This window comes from Burkholderia cepacia, from assembly GCF_029962485.1.
GTDB lineage: Bacteria > Pseudomonadota > Gammaproteobacteria > Burkholderiales > Burkholderiaceae > Burkholderia.
This window is the reverse complement of sequence record NZ_CP073637.1, coordinates 3,237,087-3,252,245: the sequence shown is the minus strand read 5'-3', so window position 1 is coordinate 3,252,245 and position 15,159 is coordinate 3,237,087. Positions and strand designations below refer to the sequence as shown.

The following is a 15,159-nucleotide window of genomic DNA, read 5'->3' as shown; positions in this document are numbered from 1 at the left end:
CATCTGTCATCACTATGAGCCAAGCCGAATTCGAACCGATCGTCTACCTCAGCGTCTCGGCGCAGGAGGAAATGGTGCCGCTGTCGGAAGCCCGTGTCCCGGTGCTCGACCGCGGGTTCATCTTCGGCGATGGCGTGTATGAAGTCGTCCCCGTTTATGCGCATGACGGCGCGCACGTGCCGTTCCGGATCGACCAGCATCTGGCACGGCTCGCGCGCAGCCTGAAGAAGATCGGCATCGACGATCCGCACGACGCGGCCGGCTGGCGCGCACTGATCGAGCGCGTGGTCGAGGCCAATGCCGAAGGCCTCGGCGACGGCAACGCGCTCGTCTACCTGCAGGTGACGCGCGGCGTCGCGAAGCGCGGCCACGCGTTCCCCGCGAACGCGGTGCCGACGGTGTTCGCGATGACGAGCCCGCTGCGCCTGCCGCCGGAAGAAGAGCGCGCGAAGGGCGTGCGCTGCGTGACGGCCGAGGATCGCCGCTGGCTGCATTGCGACATCAAGTCGATCTCGCTGCTCGGCAACGTGCTGATGGCGCAGCATGCGGCGGAACACGATGCGTTCGAGACGCTGCAGTTGCGTGATGGCTACCTGACCGAAGGTTCGTCGTCGAACGTGTGGATCGTGAAGAACGGCGAGCTGCTCGCGCCGCCGCGCAGCAACAAGATTCTCGAAGGGATCCGCTACGCGCTGATCGAGGAGCTGGCCGACGCATGCAAGATCCCGTTCGTCGCGCGCGAGATCAGCGAAGTGGAGTTGCGCGCGGCCGACGAGATCATGATTACGTCGGCCACGAAGGAAGTGCTGCCCGTCACGTCGCTCGACGATCTGCCTGTCCAGGGCGGCAAGCCGGGCCCCGTGTTCGCGGCGTTGTATGACGCGTACCAGCGTGCGAAGGCACGCGAGTTTGAACAGTTTGACCTAACCCGGAGAAAATGATGAGCGAACCGACCAAAACCATCGAGGTGACCGGCGCGATCGATACCCGGAAGGAGTCGCTGCTGGAGTTTCCGTGCGATTTCCCGATCAAGATCATGGGCAAGGCGCACCCGGAGTTCAAGGACACGATCTTCAAGGTCGTGGCCGTTCACGACAACGAGATCGATGTCGAGAAGATCGAGGAGCGCGCGTCGAGCGGCGGCAATTACACGGGCCTCACGATCACCGTGCGCGCGACGAGCCAGGAACAGCTCGACAACATCTATCGCGCACTGACCGGCCATCCGATGGTCAAGGTCGTACTCTGAGCGAAAGCGCTTTCCATCCTCCTTCCTGCGCGCACTCGGCGGGGGTCTTCCCCGCCGCGCGCCGCGCGTCCAGCTCGTCGCACAGTCGCTTGAATTCGGCGACTTCCTGAAGCAGCCAGGTTCTGAACGCCTGCACGCGCGGCGTGTTCAGGAGCGGCGGCGGACACACGAAAAAATAGTGCCACGGGCTTGGCCCGTCGATGTCGAACAGGCGCACGATGCGCCCGTCGAGCAGGTCGTGTACCGCGAGCGAGCGGCGCACCAGCGCGATGCCCTGGCCGTCGATCGCGGCCAGCAGCAGGTTCGACGAATCCTGGTACAGAATCCCCCGTTTGGGCTCGGTCAGCGTCTTGAGCCCGGCCGCGTCGAACCACGGCCGCCACAGCTCGTCATCCGAGCGCAGCAGGTTGTAGTGCACGAGATCGGCGGGCGTTTGCGGCAGCTTGCCGCCGTTCAGCGTCGGCGAGCACGCCGGAAAGAACACCTCGTCGAACATCGGCTCGACATGCAGCCCCGGATAGTTGCCGTGGCCGAAGCGGATCGCGAGGTCGACGTCGTCGCGTGCGAAATCGGTGAGTGAGTTGGTCGACTGCAGCTCGACGTCGATTTCCGGGTGCCGCTCGATGAACGAGCCGATGCGCGGCGTGATGAAGCGCGCGGCGAACGACGACAGCATCGACACCACGAGCCGCCGGTCGCGGTCGCTCGCGCGCACGTCGCGCGTCGCGTCGGCGATCACCATCAGCGCGGTGCGGATCTGCTGCGCGTAGCGCATGCCGGCGTCGGTCAGGCACAGCCGCTTGCCGTTGCGCGTGAACAGCTGCACGCCGAGTTCCTCTTCGAGCGCGCGAACCTGGTGGCTGACCGCGCCGTGCGTGACGTACAGCTCGTCGGCGGCGCGCGAGAAATTCTCGTGACGGGCGGCGGCTTCGAACGCGCGAATCGCGTTCAGCGCAGGTAGCTGGCGGAGGTCCATTTGCTAATTTTCCTCACATCGACGTGAAAATTGGTCGTTTTGTCAGACGCCTTGAAGTGACTACGATTGTAGCCATCGAAGCATTTATTGGCGGAGGCGATCATGCAAGAAATTTCTTCAAGCATCACGTTCGAAATCCCGGTGGGCGAAACGGTGCCGATGAAGGTGCAACGCAGCACGCGGCTGATCGTTCAATGCGGGCCGGTCTGGGCCACGCGCAGCAACGACGTCGACGACTACTTCCTGGTCGATGGCGAAACGCTGAAGCTGCGCCGCGGCGAGCGGCTGTGGCTCAGCGCGGAAAGCCGGGAGGGCGCGCGCGTCGCGTTCTCGGTGTCGCGGCCGCCCAGGGAAGTGGCGCTCGGCGGGCTGGCGCGCCTGCGCGAACGCGTAACCGCGCTGATCCACGATGGCTGGCGTACGGTCTGACCTTCATTTCGTCCGACGGATACTGACAATCCGTCCCTTTCCAAGCCCGGCGAGACCCATGGGTTTTCGGTAAACTACCGCCCATGTCCGTTTCGCCGGTTTCCATCGTGTCCACGCCTGTCGCCGTTTCCGCATCGCCCGCCGACTCCCCGGCCCAGCCGGTCACCGTGCGCTGGCGGGGCCTCGAGGCCTACGAGACGAGCTTCGACGCGATGCGCGCGTTCACCGACACGCGCACGGCCGACACCGGCGACGAGATCTGGGTGGTCGAGCATCCGCCCGTCTACACGCTCGGCCAGGCCGGCGACCCGGCCCACCTGCTGGTGGCCGACAGCGGCGTGCCGCTCGTGAAGGTCGACCGCGGCGGACAAATCACCTACCACGGCCCCGGCCAGATCGTCGTCTACCTGCTGCTGGACCTGCGTCGGCGCAAGCTGATGGTGCGCACGCTCGTGACGAAGATCGAGGAGGCCGTGATCGAAACCCTCGCGGCGTATAATCTCGCTTCGGTCCGCAAGGCGGGCGCGCCCGGGATCTACGTGGCGTCCGGCGTGCACGAGGGTGCGAAAATCGCGGCCCTCGGCCTGAAGATCCGCAACGGCTGCAGCTATCACGGGCTGAGCCTGAACGTGAAGATGGATCTGCGCCCGTTTCTTGCGATCAACCCGTGCGGCTATGCCGGACTGGAAACTGTCGACATGGCGAGCCTCGAGGTTGCCGCCGACTGGAACGACGTCGCCCATACGCTGGTGCGCCGTCTGATCGCCAACCTCGACGGCGCATCCGCGGCCGCCGACAAGCCGCAGGCACTGGAACAATCGAATGACTGACGTTACCGCTTCTCCCGCACCGGCCGATTCGGCCGCCACCGCTGCGTACGATCCGACCGCCAAGCAGAAGGCGCAGGCGAAGACGGCGCGCATCCCGATCAAGGTCATTCCGATCGAGAAGCTGAAGAAGCCCGAGTGGATCCGCGTGAAAGCGGCCACCGGCAGCTCGCGCTTCAACGAGATCAAGACGATCCTGCGCGAGCACAACCTGCATACGGTGTGCGAGGAAGCGAGCTGCCCGAACATCGGCGAATGCTTCGGCAAGGGCACCGCGACGTTCATGATCATGGGCGACAAGTGCACGCGCCGCTGCCCGTTTTGCGACGTCGGCCACGGCCGTCCCGATCCGCTCGACGCGGATGAACCGAAGAACCTCGCGCGCACGATCGCCGCGCTGAAGCTCAAGTACGTGGTGATCACGAGCGTCGACCGCGACGACCTGCGCGACGGCGGCGCCGCCCACTTCGTCGAGTGCATCCGCGAAACGCGCGCGCAGTCGCCGGACACGCGCATCGAGATCCTGACGCCGGATTTCCGCGGCCGTCTCGACCGCGCGATCTCGATCCTGAACGCGGCACCGCCGGACGTGATGAACCACAACCTCGAAACGGTGCCGCGCCTGTACAAGGAAGCGCGCCCGGGTTCGGACTACGCGCACTCGCTGAAGCTGCTGAAGGACTTCAAGGCGCTGCATCCGAACGTCGCGACGAAGTCGGGCCTGATGGTTGGCCTCGGCGAGACGGAAGAGGAAATCCTGCAGGTGATGCGCGACCTGCGCGCGCACGATGTCGACATGCTGACGATCGGCCAGTACCTGCAGCCGTCCGAGCACCACCTGCCGGTGCGTGCGTATGTGCATCCGGATACGTTCAAGATGTACGAGGAAGAGGCGTACAAGATGGGCTTCACGCACGCGGCCGTCGGCGCGATGGTGCGTTCGAGCTATCACGCCGATCTGCAGGCGCACGGGGCCGGCGTGGTCTGAGCGTCGCGATCCCGCTGCTGTCTCACGCAGTCGAAAAAGCCCGCAGCGATGCGGGCTTTTTTGTTGCTGCGGCCGCCATCCCTGCTGCCGCACGGCAATCGCCACCCGACCGGACACGCGATCAGGTCGAACGTGGAAAGCAAAGCTGAAACGGCATCGATAGCTTCGCAGGATAAGTTCGCTCCCGCCGCGCGCAAAGCTCCTATAGTCGGCTCTCCCGCAGCATTGCCCGCATTCCGAAGGAGAGCCGCATGTCCCGTTTCAGCTTCATCCGCCGCGCCGTCGTCGCGCTGACCGCCTTTGCCGCGCTCGGCGCGGCGCACGCCGAATCGCGCGAAGTCGTGATCGCGTACCAGGACATGGTCGTGCCGTGGCGTTATGCGCAGGCGAGCGGTGAAGTCGAAAAGGCGACCGGCTACAAGGTCACGTTCCGCAAACTCGACAGCGGCGCCGACGTGATCCGCGCGCTTGCGTCGGGCTCCGTGCAGCTCGGCGAAGCCGGGTCGAGCCCGATCGCGGCGGGTCTCTCGCAAGGGCTCGACATCTCGCTGTTCTGGGTACTCGACAACATCAACGACGCCGAGGCGCTCGTCGCGCGCAACGGCTCGGGCGTCACGAACCTCGCATCGCTGAAGGGCAAGAAGATCGGCGTGCCGTTCGTGTCGACGTCGCACTTCCATACGCTCGTCGCGCTGCAGGCCGCGGGCGTCAATCCGAACGACGTGAAGATCGTGAACCTGCGTCCGCCCGAAGTCGCGGCGGCGTGGGCGCGCGGCGACATCGACGCGACCTATATCTGGGATCCGGTGCTCGCGAAGGTCAAGCAGTCGGGCACCGTGCTCACGACCTCGGGCCAGGTTGCGAAGGAATGTGGCAAGGCGACCTTCGACGGCTTCGTCGTGAGCCGCAAGTTCGCGCGCGAGAACCCCGAGTTCGTCACGCGCTTCGTGAAGGTGCTGGCGTCCGCCGATGCCGATTACCGCGCGCATGCAGCCGCGTGGAAGGTCGGCTCGCCGCAGGTCGCGGCGGTCGCGAAGGTGTCGGGCGCGAACGCGCAGGACGTGCCGGCCAGCCTCGCACTCTACGCATTCCCGACGGCGGCCGAGCAGGCGTCGCCGACGTGGCTCGGCGGCGGCGCGCAATCGGGCGCCGCGAAGTCGCTCGCGGCCACGGCCACGTTCCTCAAATCGCAGGGCACGATCCAGACGGTACTCGCCGACTATTCGGCCGGCGTCGATCCGCAGTTCGTGCAGAAGGCCGCGCGCTGAGCGCGGCGATCATCACGGAGTCCTGAGCATGAGCACGCTGGAAGTCCGGCAGGTATCGGTCGACTATCCGGGCGAGGGCGGCCGGCCGACGACGCAGGCGCTCGCGCGCGTCGACCTGCGCATCGATGCCGGTGAGTTCGTCGTCGCGCTCGGCGCGTCCGGCTGCGGAAAGACGACGCTCCTGAACTGCATGGCCGGATTCGTCGCGCCGACGACGGGCGACGTGCGCGTCGACGGCGTGCCGGTCACGGGCCCCGGCGCCGATCGCGGTGTCGTGTTCCAGAAATACGCGCTGCTGCCGTGGCTCGACGTGCTCGACAACGTCGCGCTCGGGCTGCGTTTCGCGCGCGTGTCGAAGGCCGAGCGCGAAGCACGGGCACGCGAGATGCTCGCGCTCGTCGGGCTGGAAAACCAGGCGCATGCACGCGTGTACGAGCTGTCGGGCGGGATGCAGCAGCGGGTCGGCATCGCACGCGCGCTCGCGAGCGATCCGCGCGTGCTGCTGATGGATGAGCCGATGGGCGCGCTCGATGCGATGACGCGCGGCACGATGCAGGCGCTCGTGCTCGATGTGTGGGCGCGCACCGGCAAGACGGTGTTCTTCATCACGCACGACGTCGAGGAGGCGCTGTTCCTCGCGACACGCCTCGTCGTGATGACGCCGGGCCCCGGTTGCATCGCGGAAACGTTCGAGTTGCCGTTCGCGCGTCGCTATGTCGAATCGCGCGATGCGCGTGCAGTGAAATCGTCACCGGACTTCATCGCGTGGCGCGAGCGGCTGATCGCGTACCTGCATCGCGACGAGGCGGTTGCGGAGCCCGCGTGATGAGCGAACTCTCGCGCGGCACGGCGTGGCCGTCGGGCGCGGCCGGAACAGTACTTTGCACAGGCAGGACAGCATGAGCACGCAGGATTCGTGGACGGCCGATCGCGCGGCTGCAGGTTTCGAACAGGGTGAGCGCACGCGGCCTCAGGCGGCGCGTCGTGCGCCGTCGTCGCGCCGCTACCGGCTGCCGGGGGAAGGGAAGACCGCGGGACTGAGCGCGGCGACGGTCGCGGCGCTGGCCGTGCTGTGGTGGGTCGCGACGCACCGGCAATGGCTGCCGCCGCTGTTCCTGCCCGCACCGGGAGCCGTGTGGGCGGCGTTCGTCGATGCATGGCACGGCCGGATCCAGGGCGGCCTGCCGCTATCCGAACATCTGTTGTGGAGTGCCGCGCGCGTGTTCGGCGCATTCCTGCTGGCAACCGCGATCGGCGTGCCGGCCGGCATCCTGATGGGCGTGAGCCGCGTCGCGCGCGGCGTGCTCGATCCGCTGCTGGAGTTCTACCGGCCGCTGCCGCCGCTCGCGTACCTGCCGCTCGTCGTGATCTGGTTCGGCATCGACGAGACGGCGAAGCTCGTCGTGATCTTCCTCGCGTGCTTCGCGCCGATCGCGATGGCCGCCCGCGCCGGTGTGCGCGCGGCGACGGTCGAGCAGATCAACGCCGCGTATTCGCTCGGCGGCAGCTTCGCGCAGATCGTGCGCCACGTGGTGTTGCCGGCCTCGCTGCCGGAGATCCTCACGGGCCTGCGGATCGCGATCGGCTTCGGCTGGACGACGCTCGTCGCGGCCGAGATGGTCGCCGCGACGGCCGGGCTCGGGCAGATGGTGCTCAACGCATCGAGCTTCCTGCGTACGGACATCGTCGTGATGGGGATCCTGATCATCGGCGCGATCGCATGGCTGTTCGACCTCGCAATGCGGTGGGTCGAGCGGCGGATCGTGCCGTGGAAGGGGCGGGGCTGACGTCACGCAGGCAACGCGGGCGACACGCACACACACCACGCGCCGCCGTCGACCGCCGCGCTCAATCCCCCATCGCAATCCCTTCCCGTCGCGGATCCGCACCGCCGAACCACACGGTCTGCCCCTGTACGTTCAACCGCTGGATCCCCTGCAGCCCGGAGTTCATCTCGACGACCTGCACGTCGTGCCCGCGGCCCTTCAGCCCGTCGGCGAGCCCGTCCGACACGCGGCCGCGTTCCAGCTGCGTCGGTCCGTTCATCGACCCGAAGTTCGGCAGCGCGATCGCCTGCTGCATCGTCATGCCCCAGTCGAGCACGCCGACCAGCGTCTTCGCGACGTGATTGATGATCGCGGGGCCGCCGGCCGAGCCGACGACCATCGTCACCTGTCCGGTCTTCTTGTCGAACACGAGTTCCGGCGACATCGCCGAGCGCGGCCGCTTGCCCGGCTGCACGCGGTTCGCGACCGGCCGGCCGTTGTCGTTCGACACGAACGAGAAGTCGGTGAGCTGGTTGTTCAGCATGAAGCCGCGCACCATCAGCCGCGAGCCGAACGCATCCTCCACGCTCGTCGTCATCGACAGCGCCTGGCCGTAACGGTCGACGATCGCGATGTCGGACGTCGACGGCAGCTCGGGGCTGCGGTCGTCGGCCATCGCGAGCGTCGCGCCCTGCGGCGAGCCGGCCTGCGCGACGCCCATGCTGCTGTCGCCGATCAGCCGCGCGCGCTGCGCGAGATAGGTCTTGTCGGTGAGGCTCGCCCAGTTGCCGCCCGGCAGCGGCACGAAATCGGGATCGGCGACATAACGCGCACGATCGGCATAGGCGAGGCGGCCGGCTTCGCTGAACAGGTGCGCGGCGAACGGCGTCGGCTCGTAGCCGACATCGTTGCGCACCGGCTTCTGCGCGCCGATCTGCTGCCAGTCGGGCATCGCCTCGAGGATGCCGAGCATCTGCGCGATCGCGAGGCCGCCCGACGACGGCGGCGGCATTCCGCACACGACCGAGCGCCGGTAGCCGGCGCATAGCGGCGTGCGCACCTTCGCCTTGTAGCGCGCGAGATCCTGCAGCGACAGCAGGCCCGGATTGGTCGGATGCTTGCGCACCTTCGTGACGATGTCGCGCGCGATCGCGCCGCTGTAGAACGCGTTCGCGCCGCGGTCGGCGACCTGGCGCAGCACGGTCGCGAGCGCGGGGTTCTTCAGCACCGTACCGGCCGTCTTCGGCGTGCCGTTCGCGTTGTAGAAGTACGCACGCGCGGCCGGGTCGTTCTTCAGGTACGGGTCGTTCGCGATCAGCGTCGCGAGCCGCGGGCTGATCGTGAAGCCGTGCTCGGCGAGCCGGATCGCCGGCTGGAACAGCCGGCGCCATGGCAGCTTGCCGTGCGCGCGGTGCGCGGCGTCGAGCATGCGCAGCACACCCGGCGTGCCGACCGAGCGCCCGCCGACGACGCCTTCGTAGAAGCTCATCGGCTGGCCGGTCGGCCCGTAGAACAGCCGGTCGGTCGCGGCGACCGGCGCGGTTTCGCGGCCGTCGTACGCCTGCGTCGCCTTGCCGTCGAAGTACAGCATGAACGCACCGCCGCCGATCCCCGACGATTGCGGTTCGACGAGCGCGAGCACCATCTGCGTGGCGATCGCCGCGTCGATCGCGGTGCCGCCCGCCTTCAGCATGTCGTAGCCGGCCTGCGTCGCGAGCGGGTTCGCGGCCGCGATCATGAAGCGCTGCGAGGTCCAGCCCGGCTTGTCGGTCCAGCCGGACGACAGCTCGGGCGCGTGAACGCCGGGCAGCGGGACGGCCGCGCCCGAGGCGGCCGCGACCGGGACGACGGCACCCGACGGCGTGGACGGGGACGTGCAGCCGGCGTTGAGGGCGACGAGCGCGACGGCGGCAAGCAGCGTCCAGGGACGCGAAGGCGGGCGAATCCGGTCGAACATTGAACCCTCGGCAGCAGTGAATTCGAATGAGGCGATGGCGCCGGCGCAACGCGGCTGCCGGCCCCGGCGCGCTATTGTCGCCGCGCCGCCGGCGGATTGTCATCCGACAGAAAACCCTGACGAATCCCGCCGGGCCCGCCCCGGCCGGTCTTTCCGGCCTGTTCGAGGATGAACTCTATGAACGTCGACGTCGCGCGCGTGTGGTGCCGGTTCGGCATGTACAGCATGTACATGTGCGTGCCGAAGATGCTGAGCCGGTACGCGTCGAGCGACGTGACGACGGTGCCGCGCCGCATGTCGTCCTGCACCACGTAGTCGGGCACGATGCCGACACCGATTCCCGCGAGGATCGCTTGGCGCAGGAACAGGAAGTTCTCCGAAATCAAGGTGGGTTCGAGCAGCACCTCGTGGCGCTCGTCGCCGAGATAGGCGGCGATCCGCAGTTGCCGGCCCATCACCGTCGCGGTGACGACCGGCGCGGCGGCCAGCGCGCCGAGGCTCGACGGCATCCCGTGCGCGGCCGCGAATGCGGCCGACGCACACGCGACGTAGCGCACCGCGCCCATGTCGCGTGCGACGAGGTTCTGCGGCGGCTCCGGCATCACGCGCACCGCGATGTCGATCTCGTCGCGCATCAGGTCTTCCACGCGGTTCTCGAACACGACGTCGAGCACGATGCCCGGATGCAGCCGCTTGAACGCGAGCAGCCAGTCGGACATCACCATCTGCCCGTAGCCGCTCGGCACCGACAGCCGCACGCGGCCCTGCAGGTCCTGGCCGAGCGTCGTCACCGATTCCTGCGCGGCGAGCAGCTCGTTGCGGATGCGTCGGCCGTGCTCGTAGAGCTTCAGCCCGATCTCGGTCGGATCGATGCGCCGCGTCGTGCGCCGCACGAGCTGCTGGCCGATCGAGCGTTCGAGCTGGTTCAGCCGGTAACTGACGTTCGCGCGGCTCATCTTGAGCCGCTGCGCGGCCTTGCTGAGATTGCCGGCGTCGAGGATCTCGACGAGCAGCGTCAGCGCGTTCAGGTCCATGTTCTCGCTCCTGATCCGTCCCGTTTAACGGTCGGAAAGCATCCAGTGTCAAGTCAGACTTGACAGCTTGTAAAACGGAGAGGGAATTGTCAATGAATCTCGATCAATCGAGAATCGAGTCATGCCTGGTGCACAGACTGGAGACGCCATGAATTCCCCCGCCATCCCCCAAGCCGGCCCGGTCACGCGCGAACGCCGCGACAAGGTGCTCGTCGTCACGATCGACCATCCGCCCGTCAATGCACTGTCCGCCGACGTGCGGCGCGGCCTCGCCGACGCGCTTGACGCCGCGCAGGCCGACGACGCGATCCGTGCGGTGCTGATCGTCGGCGCCGGCCGCAACTTCATCGCGGGCGCCGACATCCGCGAATTCGGCAAGCCGCCGGTGCCGCCGTCGCTGCCCGACGTGTGCGAGCGGATCGAATCGGGCACGAAGCCGGTCGTGGTCGCGCTGCACGGCGCGACGCTCGGCGGCGGCCTCGAAGTCGCGCTCGCCGCGCATTACCGGCTGGCGGTGCCCGGCGCGAAGCTCGGGCTGCCCGAGGTCACGCTCGGCCTGCTGCCCGGCGCGGGCGGCACGCAGCGCGCGCCGCGCCTGATCGGTGCGAAGGCCGCGCTCGACCTGATGCTGACGGGCCGACATGCAAGCGCCGAGGAAGCGCTCGCGCTCGGCCTCGTCGACCGCGTCGCGCACAGCGACGACACGCTCGCCGAAGGCCTCGCCTACGCGCAGGAACTCGTGTCGCTCGGCGCACCGGTGCGCCGCACGCGCGATGCGCAGGGGCTGGCCGACGGTGCGGCCGCGCAGGCCGCGATCGACGCGGCGCGCGCGGAGCTGCCGAAGAAATCGCGCGGACTGTTCTCGCCGGCGAAGATCGTCGACGCGGTCGAGGCCGCGCTCACGCAGTCGTTCGACGCGGGGATGAAGCTCGAACGCAGCCTCTTCCTGCAATGCATCGACAGCCCGCAGCGCGCGGGCCTCGTGCATGCGTTCTTCGCGGAGCGTGAAGCGGCGAAGGCGCCCGAGGCGCGACGCGCGAGCGCGCGGCCGGTCGAGCGGATCGGCGTGGTCGGCGGCGGCACGATGGGCGCGGGCATCGCGGTCGCGGCGCTCGACGCCGGGCTGCCGGTGACGATGATCGAACGCGATGAAGCGTCGCTCGCGCGCGGCCGCGCGCATGTCGAGAAGGTGTACGACGGCCTCGTCGCGAAAGGGCGGATGACGCCGGCCGCGCACGCGGCGCGGCTCGCGCGTTTCAAGGGCAGCACGTCGTACGACGCGCTCGCGCAGGCCGATGTCGTGATCGAAGCCGTGTTCGAGGACATGGCCGTGAAAAAGGCCGTGTTCGCCGAACTCGCACGCGTGTGCAAGCCGGGCGCGGTGCTGGCGACCAACACGTCGTATCTCGACATCGACGAACTGGCCGCGAGCATCGACCGGCCGGCCGACGTGATCGGCCTGCATTTCTTCTCGCCGGCCAACGTGATGAAGCTGCTCGAGATCGTCGTGCCTGCGCGTGTGAGCGCGGACGTCGTCGCGACCGCGTTTGCGCTGGCGAAGCAGTTGAAGAAGACACCGGTGCGCGCCGGCGTGTGCGACGGTTTCATCGGCAACCGGATCCTCGCCGTCTATCGCACGGCGGCCGATTACCTGATGGAAGACGGCGCGTCGCCGTACCAGATCGATCGCGCGGTGCGCGAATTCGGCTTCCCGATGGGACCGTTCCAGGTCGTCGACCTCGCGGGCGGCGACATCGGCTGGGCGACCCGCAAGCGCCGCGCGGCGACGCGCGACCCGCGCGCACGCTACGTCGAGATTTCCGACCGGCTGTGCGAGCGCGGCTGGTTCGGGCAGAAGACCGCGCGCGGCTACTACCTGTATCCGGACGGTGCGCGCGTCGGCACGCCCGACCCGGAAGTCGACGCGATCGTCGCGGAAGTGCGCGCGAAGAAGGGCATCACGCCGCGCACGTTCACCGACGATGAAATCATGCGCCGCTACCTCGCCGCGATGATCAACGAAGGCGCGAACGTCGTGCACGAGAAGATCGCGCTGCGCCCGCTCGACGTCGACGCGGTGTTCCTCTACGGCTACGGCTTCCCGCGCTATCGCGGCGGCCCGATGCACTACGCGGACACGCTCGGCCTCGCGAACGTGCTCGCCGATATCCGCACGTTCGCGAAGGAAGATCCGCTGTTCTGGAAGCCGTCGCCGCTGCTCGTCGATCTCGTCGCGCGCGGCGCGGATTTCGCGAGCCTGAACCGCATCGACTGAACGCCAACCGCATTCGCCACGGACCGAAGATGGACCTCAATTTCACTCCTGAAGAGGAAGCTTTCCGCACGGAAGTGCAGCGCTTCCTGCAAGCCGAATTGCCCGCGCGCATCGCGCGCAAGGTGAAGGGCGGCCTGCACCTCACGCGCGACGACATGCGCGAATGGCACGCGATCCTCAACGCGCGCGGCTGGCTCGCGAGCCACTGGCCGAGCGAATACGGCGGCCCCGGCTGGAGCGTCGCGCAGAAATTCCTGTTCGACAACGAGTGCGCGCTCGCGGGTGCGCCGCGCATCGTGCCGTTCGGCGTGAACATGCTCGGCCCCGTGCTGATCAAGTACGGCAACGAAGCGCAGAAGCGCCGCTGGCTGCCGCGCATCCTCGACGGCACCGACTGGTGGTGTCAGGGCTACTCGGAGCCGGGCGCCGGTTCCGATCTCGCGGCGGTGAAGACGAGCGCGGTGCGCGGGCTCGACGCGCAGGGCGAGCACTACATCGTGAACGGCCAGAAGACGTGGACCACACTCGGCCACTACGCAAACATGATCTTCTGCCTCGTGCGCACCGCGACCGACGTGCGCAAGCAGGAAGGCATCAGCTTCCTGCTGATCGACATGAACACGCCAGGCGTCGAAGTCCGCCCGATCATCACGCTCGACGGCGAACACGAGGTGAACGAGGTGTTCTTCACCGACGTGCGCGTGCCGGCGGAGAACCTCGTCGGCGAAGAGAACCGCGGCTGGACCTACGCGAAATACCTGCTCACGTACGAGCGCACCAACATCGCCGGGATCGGCTTCTCGACGGCCGCGCTCGACCGGCTGCGCGCGGTTGCCGCGAAGGTCACGAAGAACGGCCGGCCGCTCGCGGACGATCCGTTCTTTGCGGCGCGCGTCGCGCGTGTCGAGATCGAACTCGAGAACATGCGCACGACGAACCTGCGCGTGCTGGCCGCGGTCGCGGGCGGCGGCGCACCGGGCGCGGAAAGCTCGATGCTGAAGATCCGCGGCACGCAGATCCGCCAGGAGATCACGGCGCTGATGCGGCGTGCGATGGGGCCGTACGCGCAGCCGTTCGTCGATGAGGCGCTCGATGCCGATTACGACGGCGAGCCGGTCGGCCCGGACGAAGCCGCGAGCGCCGCGCAGCAGTATTTCAACAACCGGAAGCTGTCGATCTTCGGCGGCTCGAACGAGATCCAGAAGAACATCATCGCGAAGATGATGCTCGGGCTGTAACGAGGAGCGCGACGATGGATTTCCAGCACACAGAAGACCGCCGGATGCTGGCGGACACATTGAACCGCTTCATCGCTGAACAGTACGCGTTCCCCGTGCGCGATCGCATCGCGCAGTCGGCCGAAGGCTTCGATCGCGCGATGTGGCGGCGCTTTGCCGAACTCGGTACGGTCGGCGCGCTGTTCGCGGAAGCCGACGGCGGTTTCGGCGGCGCGGGCTTCGACATCGCCGTGGTGTTCGAGTGCCTCGGGCGCGGGCTCGTCGTCGAGCCGTTTCTCGGCGCGCTGCTCGCGGGCCGCGCGTTGTCGCTCGCCGGCGGCGCCACGCATCGAGAGAAGCTCGCGGCGTTGATCGACGGCAGCGCGAGCGCCGCGTTCGCGCATGACGAGCCGGGCTCGCACTACGAACTGACGACCGTGCGCACGCGCGCCGAACGCTCGGGCGACGGCTGGGTGCTGACGGGCGCGAAGGGTGTCGTCGACCAGGCCGCGCAGGCGGCGTTCTTCGTCGTCAGCGCGCGCGTGTCGGGCGCAGATGACGACGCGGCCGGCATCGGCCTGTTCGTCGTGCCGGCCGACGCATCGGGCGTGTCGTTGCGCGACTACCGGAAGATCGACGGCGGCCGCGCGGCCGAAGTGCGCTTCGAGCATGTCGCGCTGTCGGCCGACGCGGCGCTCGGCGCGCACGACGGCGAAGCGGGCGCCGGGTTGCTCGAACGCGTGATCGGCTACGGGCTGCTTGCGCTGTCGGCGGAAGCGCTCGGCGCGATGGATGTCGCGAAGGAGCACACGCTCGAGTACCTGCGCACGCGCAAGCAGTTCGGGCTGCCGATCGGCAGCTTCCAGGCGCTGCAGCACCGGATGGCCGACCTGCTGCTCGAAGTCGAGCAGGCGCGCTCGGCCGTGATCAACGCGGCCGCGCAGCTCGACGCGCCGCGCGCGGTGCGCGAACGCGCGCTGGCGGCCGCGAAATACAGCATCGGCCGGATCGGCACGCTCGTCGCCGAGGAGAGCATCCAGCTGCACGGCGGGATCGGGATGACGTGGGAGCTGCCGCTGTCGCACTACGCGAAGCGCCTCGTGATGATCGATCACCAGCTCGGCGATGAAGATCATCATCTCGCGCGCTATATCGCGCTGTCGAAACAGTAAA

14 protein-coding genes are annotated in these 15,159 nt (G+C 68.0%); 11 read left to right on the top strand and 3 right to left on the bottom strand.

From position 1 onward, the window contains the following. The first annotated feature begins 14 nt into the window (after window positions 1–14). Window positions 15–941 carry a D-amino acid aminotransferase gene (locus KEC55_RS15150; protein ID WP_282506056.1) on the top strand — a complete coding sequence of 309 codons (927 nt, stop codon included), beginning with the start codon at window positions 15–17 and terminating at the stop codon, window positions 939–941. Further along, window positions 941–1,249 (top strand): HP0495 family protein, encoded by a 309-nt coding sequence (locus tag KEC55_RS15145; protein ID WP_011353335.1) that lies wholly within the window; start codon window positions 941–943, stop codon window positions 1,247–1,249. Before KEC55_RS15150 ends, KEC55_RS15145 begins: the two co-directional genes overlap by 1 nt. Here the strand turns inward: KEC55_RS15145 and KEC55_RS15140 are convergent. Further along, a complete protein-coding gene (locus KEC55_RS15140; RefSeq protein WP_282506055.1) occupies window positions 1,233–2,225 on the bottom strand; it encodes a transcriptional regulator GcvA in 993 nt (330 codons plus the stop codon). The two genes, KEC55_RS15145 and KEC55_RS15140, sit on opposite strands and share 17 nt — an antisense overlap. A 102-nt stretch (window positions 2,226–2,327) precedes the next feature. On the opposite strand from KEC55_RS15140, the gene KEC55_RS15135 reads away from it, so the two are divergent. The 6 genes from KEC55_RS15135 (at window position 2,328) to KEC55_RS15110 (ending at window position 7,524) form a co-directional block, all read left to right on the top strand. Beyond that, on the top strand, window positions 2,328–2,654 hold the full coding sequence (locus KEC55_RS15135) for a DUF2917 domain-containing protein (RefSeq protein ID WP_282506054.1): 327 nt from the start codon (window positions 2,328–2,330) through the stop codon (window positions 2,652–2,654). Window positions 2,655–2,737: 83 nt separating this feature from the next. After that, a complete protein-coding gene (lipB, locus tag KEC55_RS15130; RefSeq protein WP_176049576.1) occupies window positions 2,738–3,484 on the top strand; it encodes a lipoyl(octanoyl) transferase LipB in 747 nt (248 codons plus the stop codon). Then, window positions 3,477–4,469 (top strand): lipoyl synthase, encoded by a 993-nt coding sequence (gene lipA / locus KEC55_RS15125; RefSeq protein ID WP_282506053.1) that lies wholly within the window; start codon window positions 3,477–3,479, stop codon window positions 4,467–4,469. Before lipB ends, lipA begins: the two co-directional genes overlap by 8 nt. Window positions 4,470–4,720: 251 nt before the next feature. Continuing rightward, window positions 4,721–5,737 carry a taurine ABC transporter substrate-binding protein gene (gene tauA, locus KEC55_RS15120; protein WP_282506052.1) on the top strand — a complete coding sequence of 339 codons (1,017 nt, stop codon included), beginning with the start codon at window positions 4,721–4,723 and terminating at the stop codon, window positions 5,735–5,737. A 28-nt stretch (window positions 5,738–5,765) separates the two neighbouring features. Continuing rightward, complete coding sequence (locus KEC55_RS15115) at window positions 5,766–6,563, top strand: taurine ABC transporter ATP-binding protein (protein ID WP_282506051.1); 798 nt, start codon at window positions 5,766–5,768, stop codon at window positions 6,561–6,563. Between the two features lie 73 nt (window positions 6,564–6,636). Beyond that, on the top strand, window positions 6,637–7,524 hold the full coding sequence (locus KEC55_RS15110; RefSeq protein ID WP_282506050.1) for an ABC transporter permease subunit: 888 nt from the start codon (window positions 6,637–6,639) through the stop codon (window positions 7,522–7,524). Between the two features lie 61 nt (window positions 7,525–7,585). Here KEC55_RS15110 and ggt read toward each other — a convergent pair whose 3' ends face one another. Both ggt and KEC55_RS15100 read right to left on the bottom strand, forming a co-directional pair. After that, window positions 7,586–9,460 carry a gamma-glutamyltransferase gene (gene ggt / locus KEC55_RS15105; RefSeq protein WP_282506049.1) on the bottom strand — a complete coding sequence of 625 codons (1,875 nt, stop codon included), beginning with the start codon at window positions 9,458–9,460 and terminating at the stop codon, window positions 7,586–7,588. Window positions 9,461–9,531: 71 nt separating this feature from the next. Beyond that, window positions 9,532–10,494: a LysR family transcriptional regulator gene (locus KEC55_RS15100; RefSeq protein ID WP_282506048.1), complete on the bottom strand. Its 963-nt coding sequence runs from the start codon at window positions 10,492–10,494 to the stop codon at window positions 9,532–9,534. A 148-nt stretch (window positions 10,495–10,642) separates the two neighbouring features. Between KEC55_RS15100 and KEC55_RS15095 the strand changes: the two genes are divergently transcribed. The 3 genes from KEC55_RS15095 to KEC55_RS15085 are packed head-to-tail and all read left to right on the top strand — an operon-like array spanning window position 10,643 to window position 15,158. Next, window positions 10,643–12,769: a 3-hydroxyacyl-CoA dehydrogenase NAD-binding domain-containing protein gene (locus tag KEC55_RS15095; protein WP_282506047.1), complete on the top strand. Its 2,127-nt coding sequence runs from the start codon at window positions 10,643–10,645 to the stop codon at window positions 12,767–12,769. A 29-nt stretch (window positions 12,770–12,798) separates the two neighbouring features. Then, a complete protein-coding gene (locus tag KEC55_RS15090; RefSeq protein WP_282506046.1) occupies window positions 12,799–14,007 on the top strand; it encodes an acyl-CoA dehydrogenase family protein in 1,209 nt (402 codons plus the stop codon). A 14-nt stretch (window positions 14,008–14,021) separates the two neighbouring features. Then, a complete protein-coding gene (locus KEC55_RS15085; protein WP_282506045.1) occupies window positions 14,022–15,158 on the top strand; it encodes an acyl-CoA dehydrogenase family protein in 1,137 nt (378 codons plus the stop codon). The last annotated feature ends 1 nt before the right edge of the window (window position 15,159 follow it).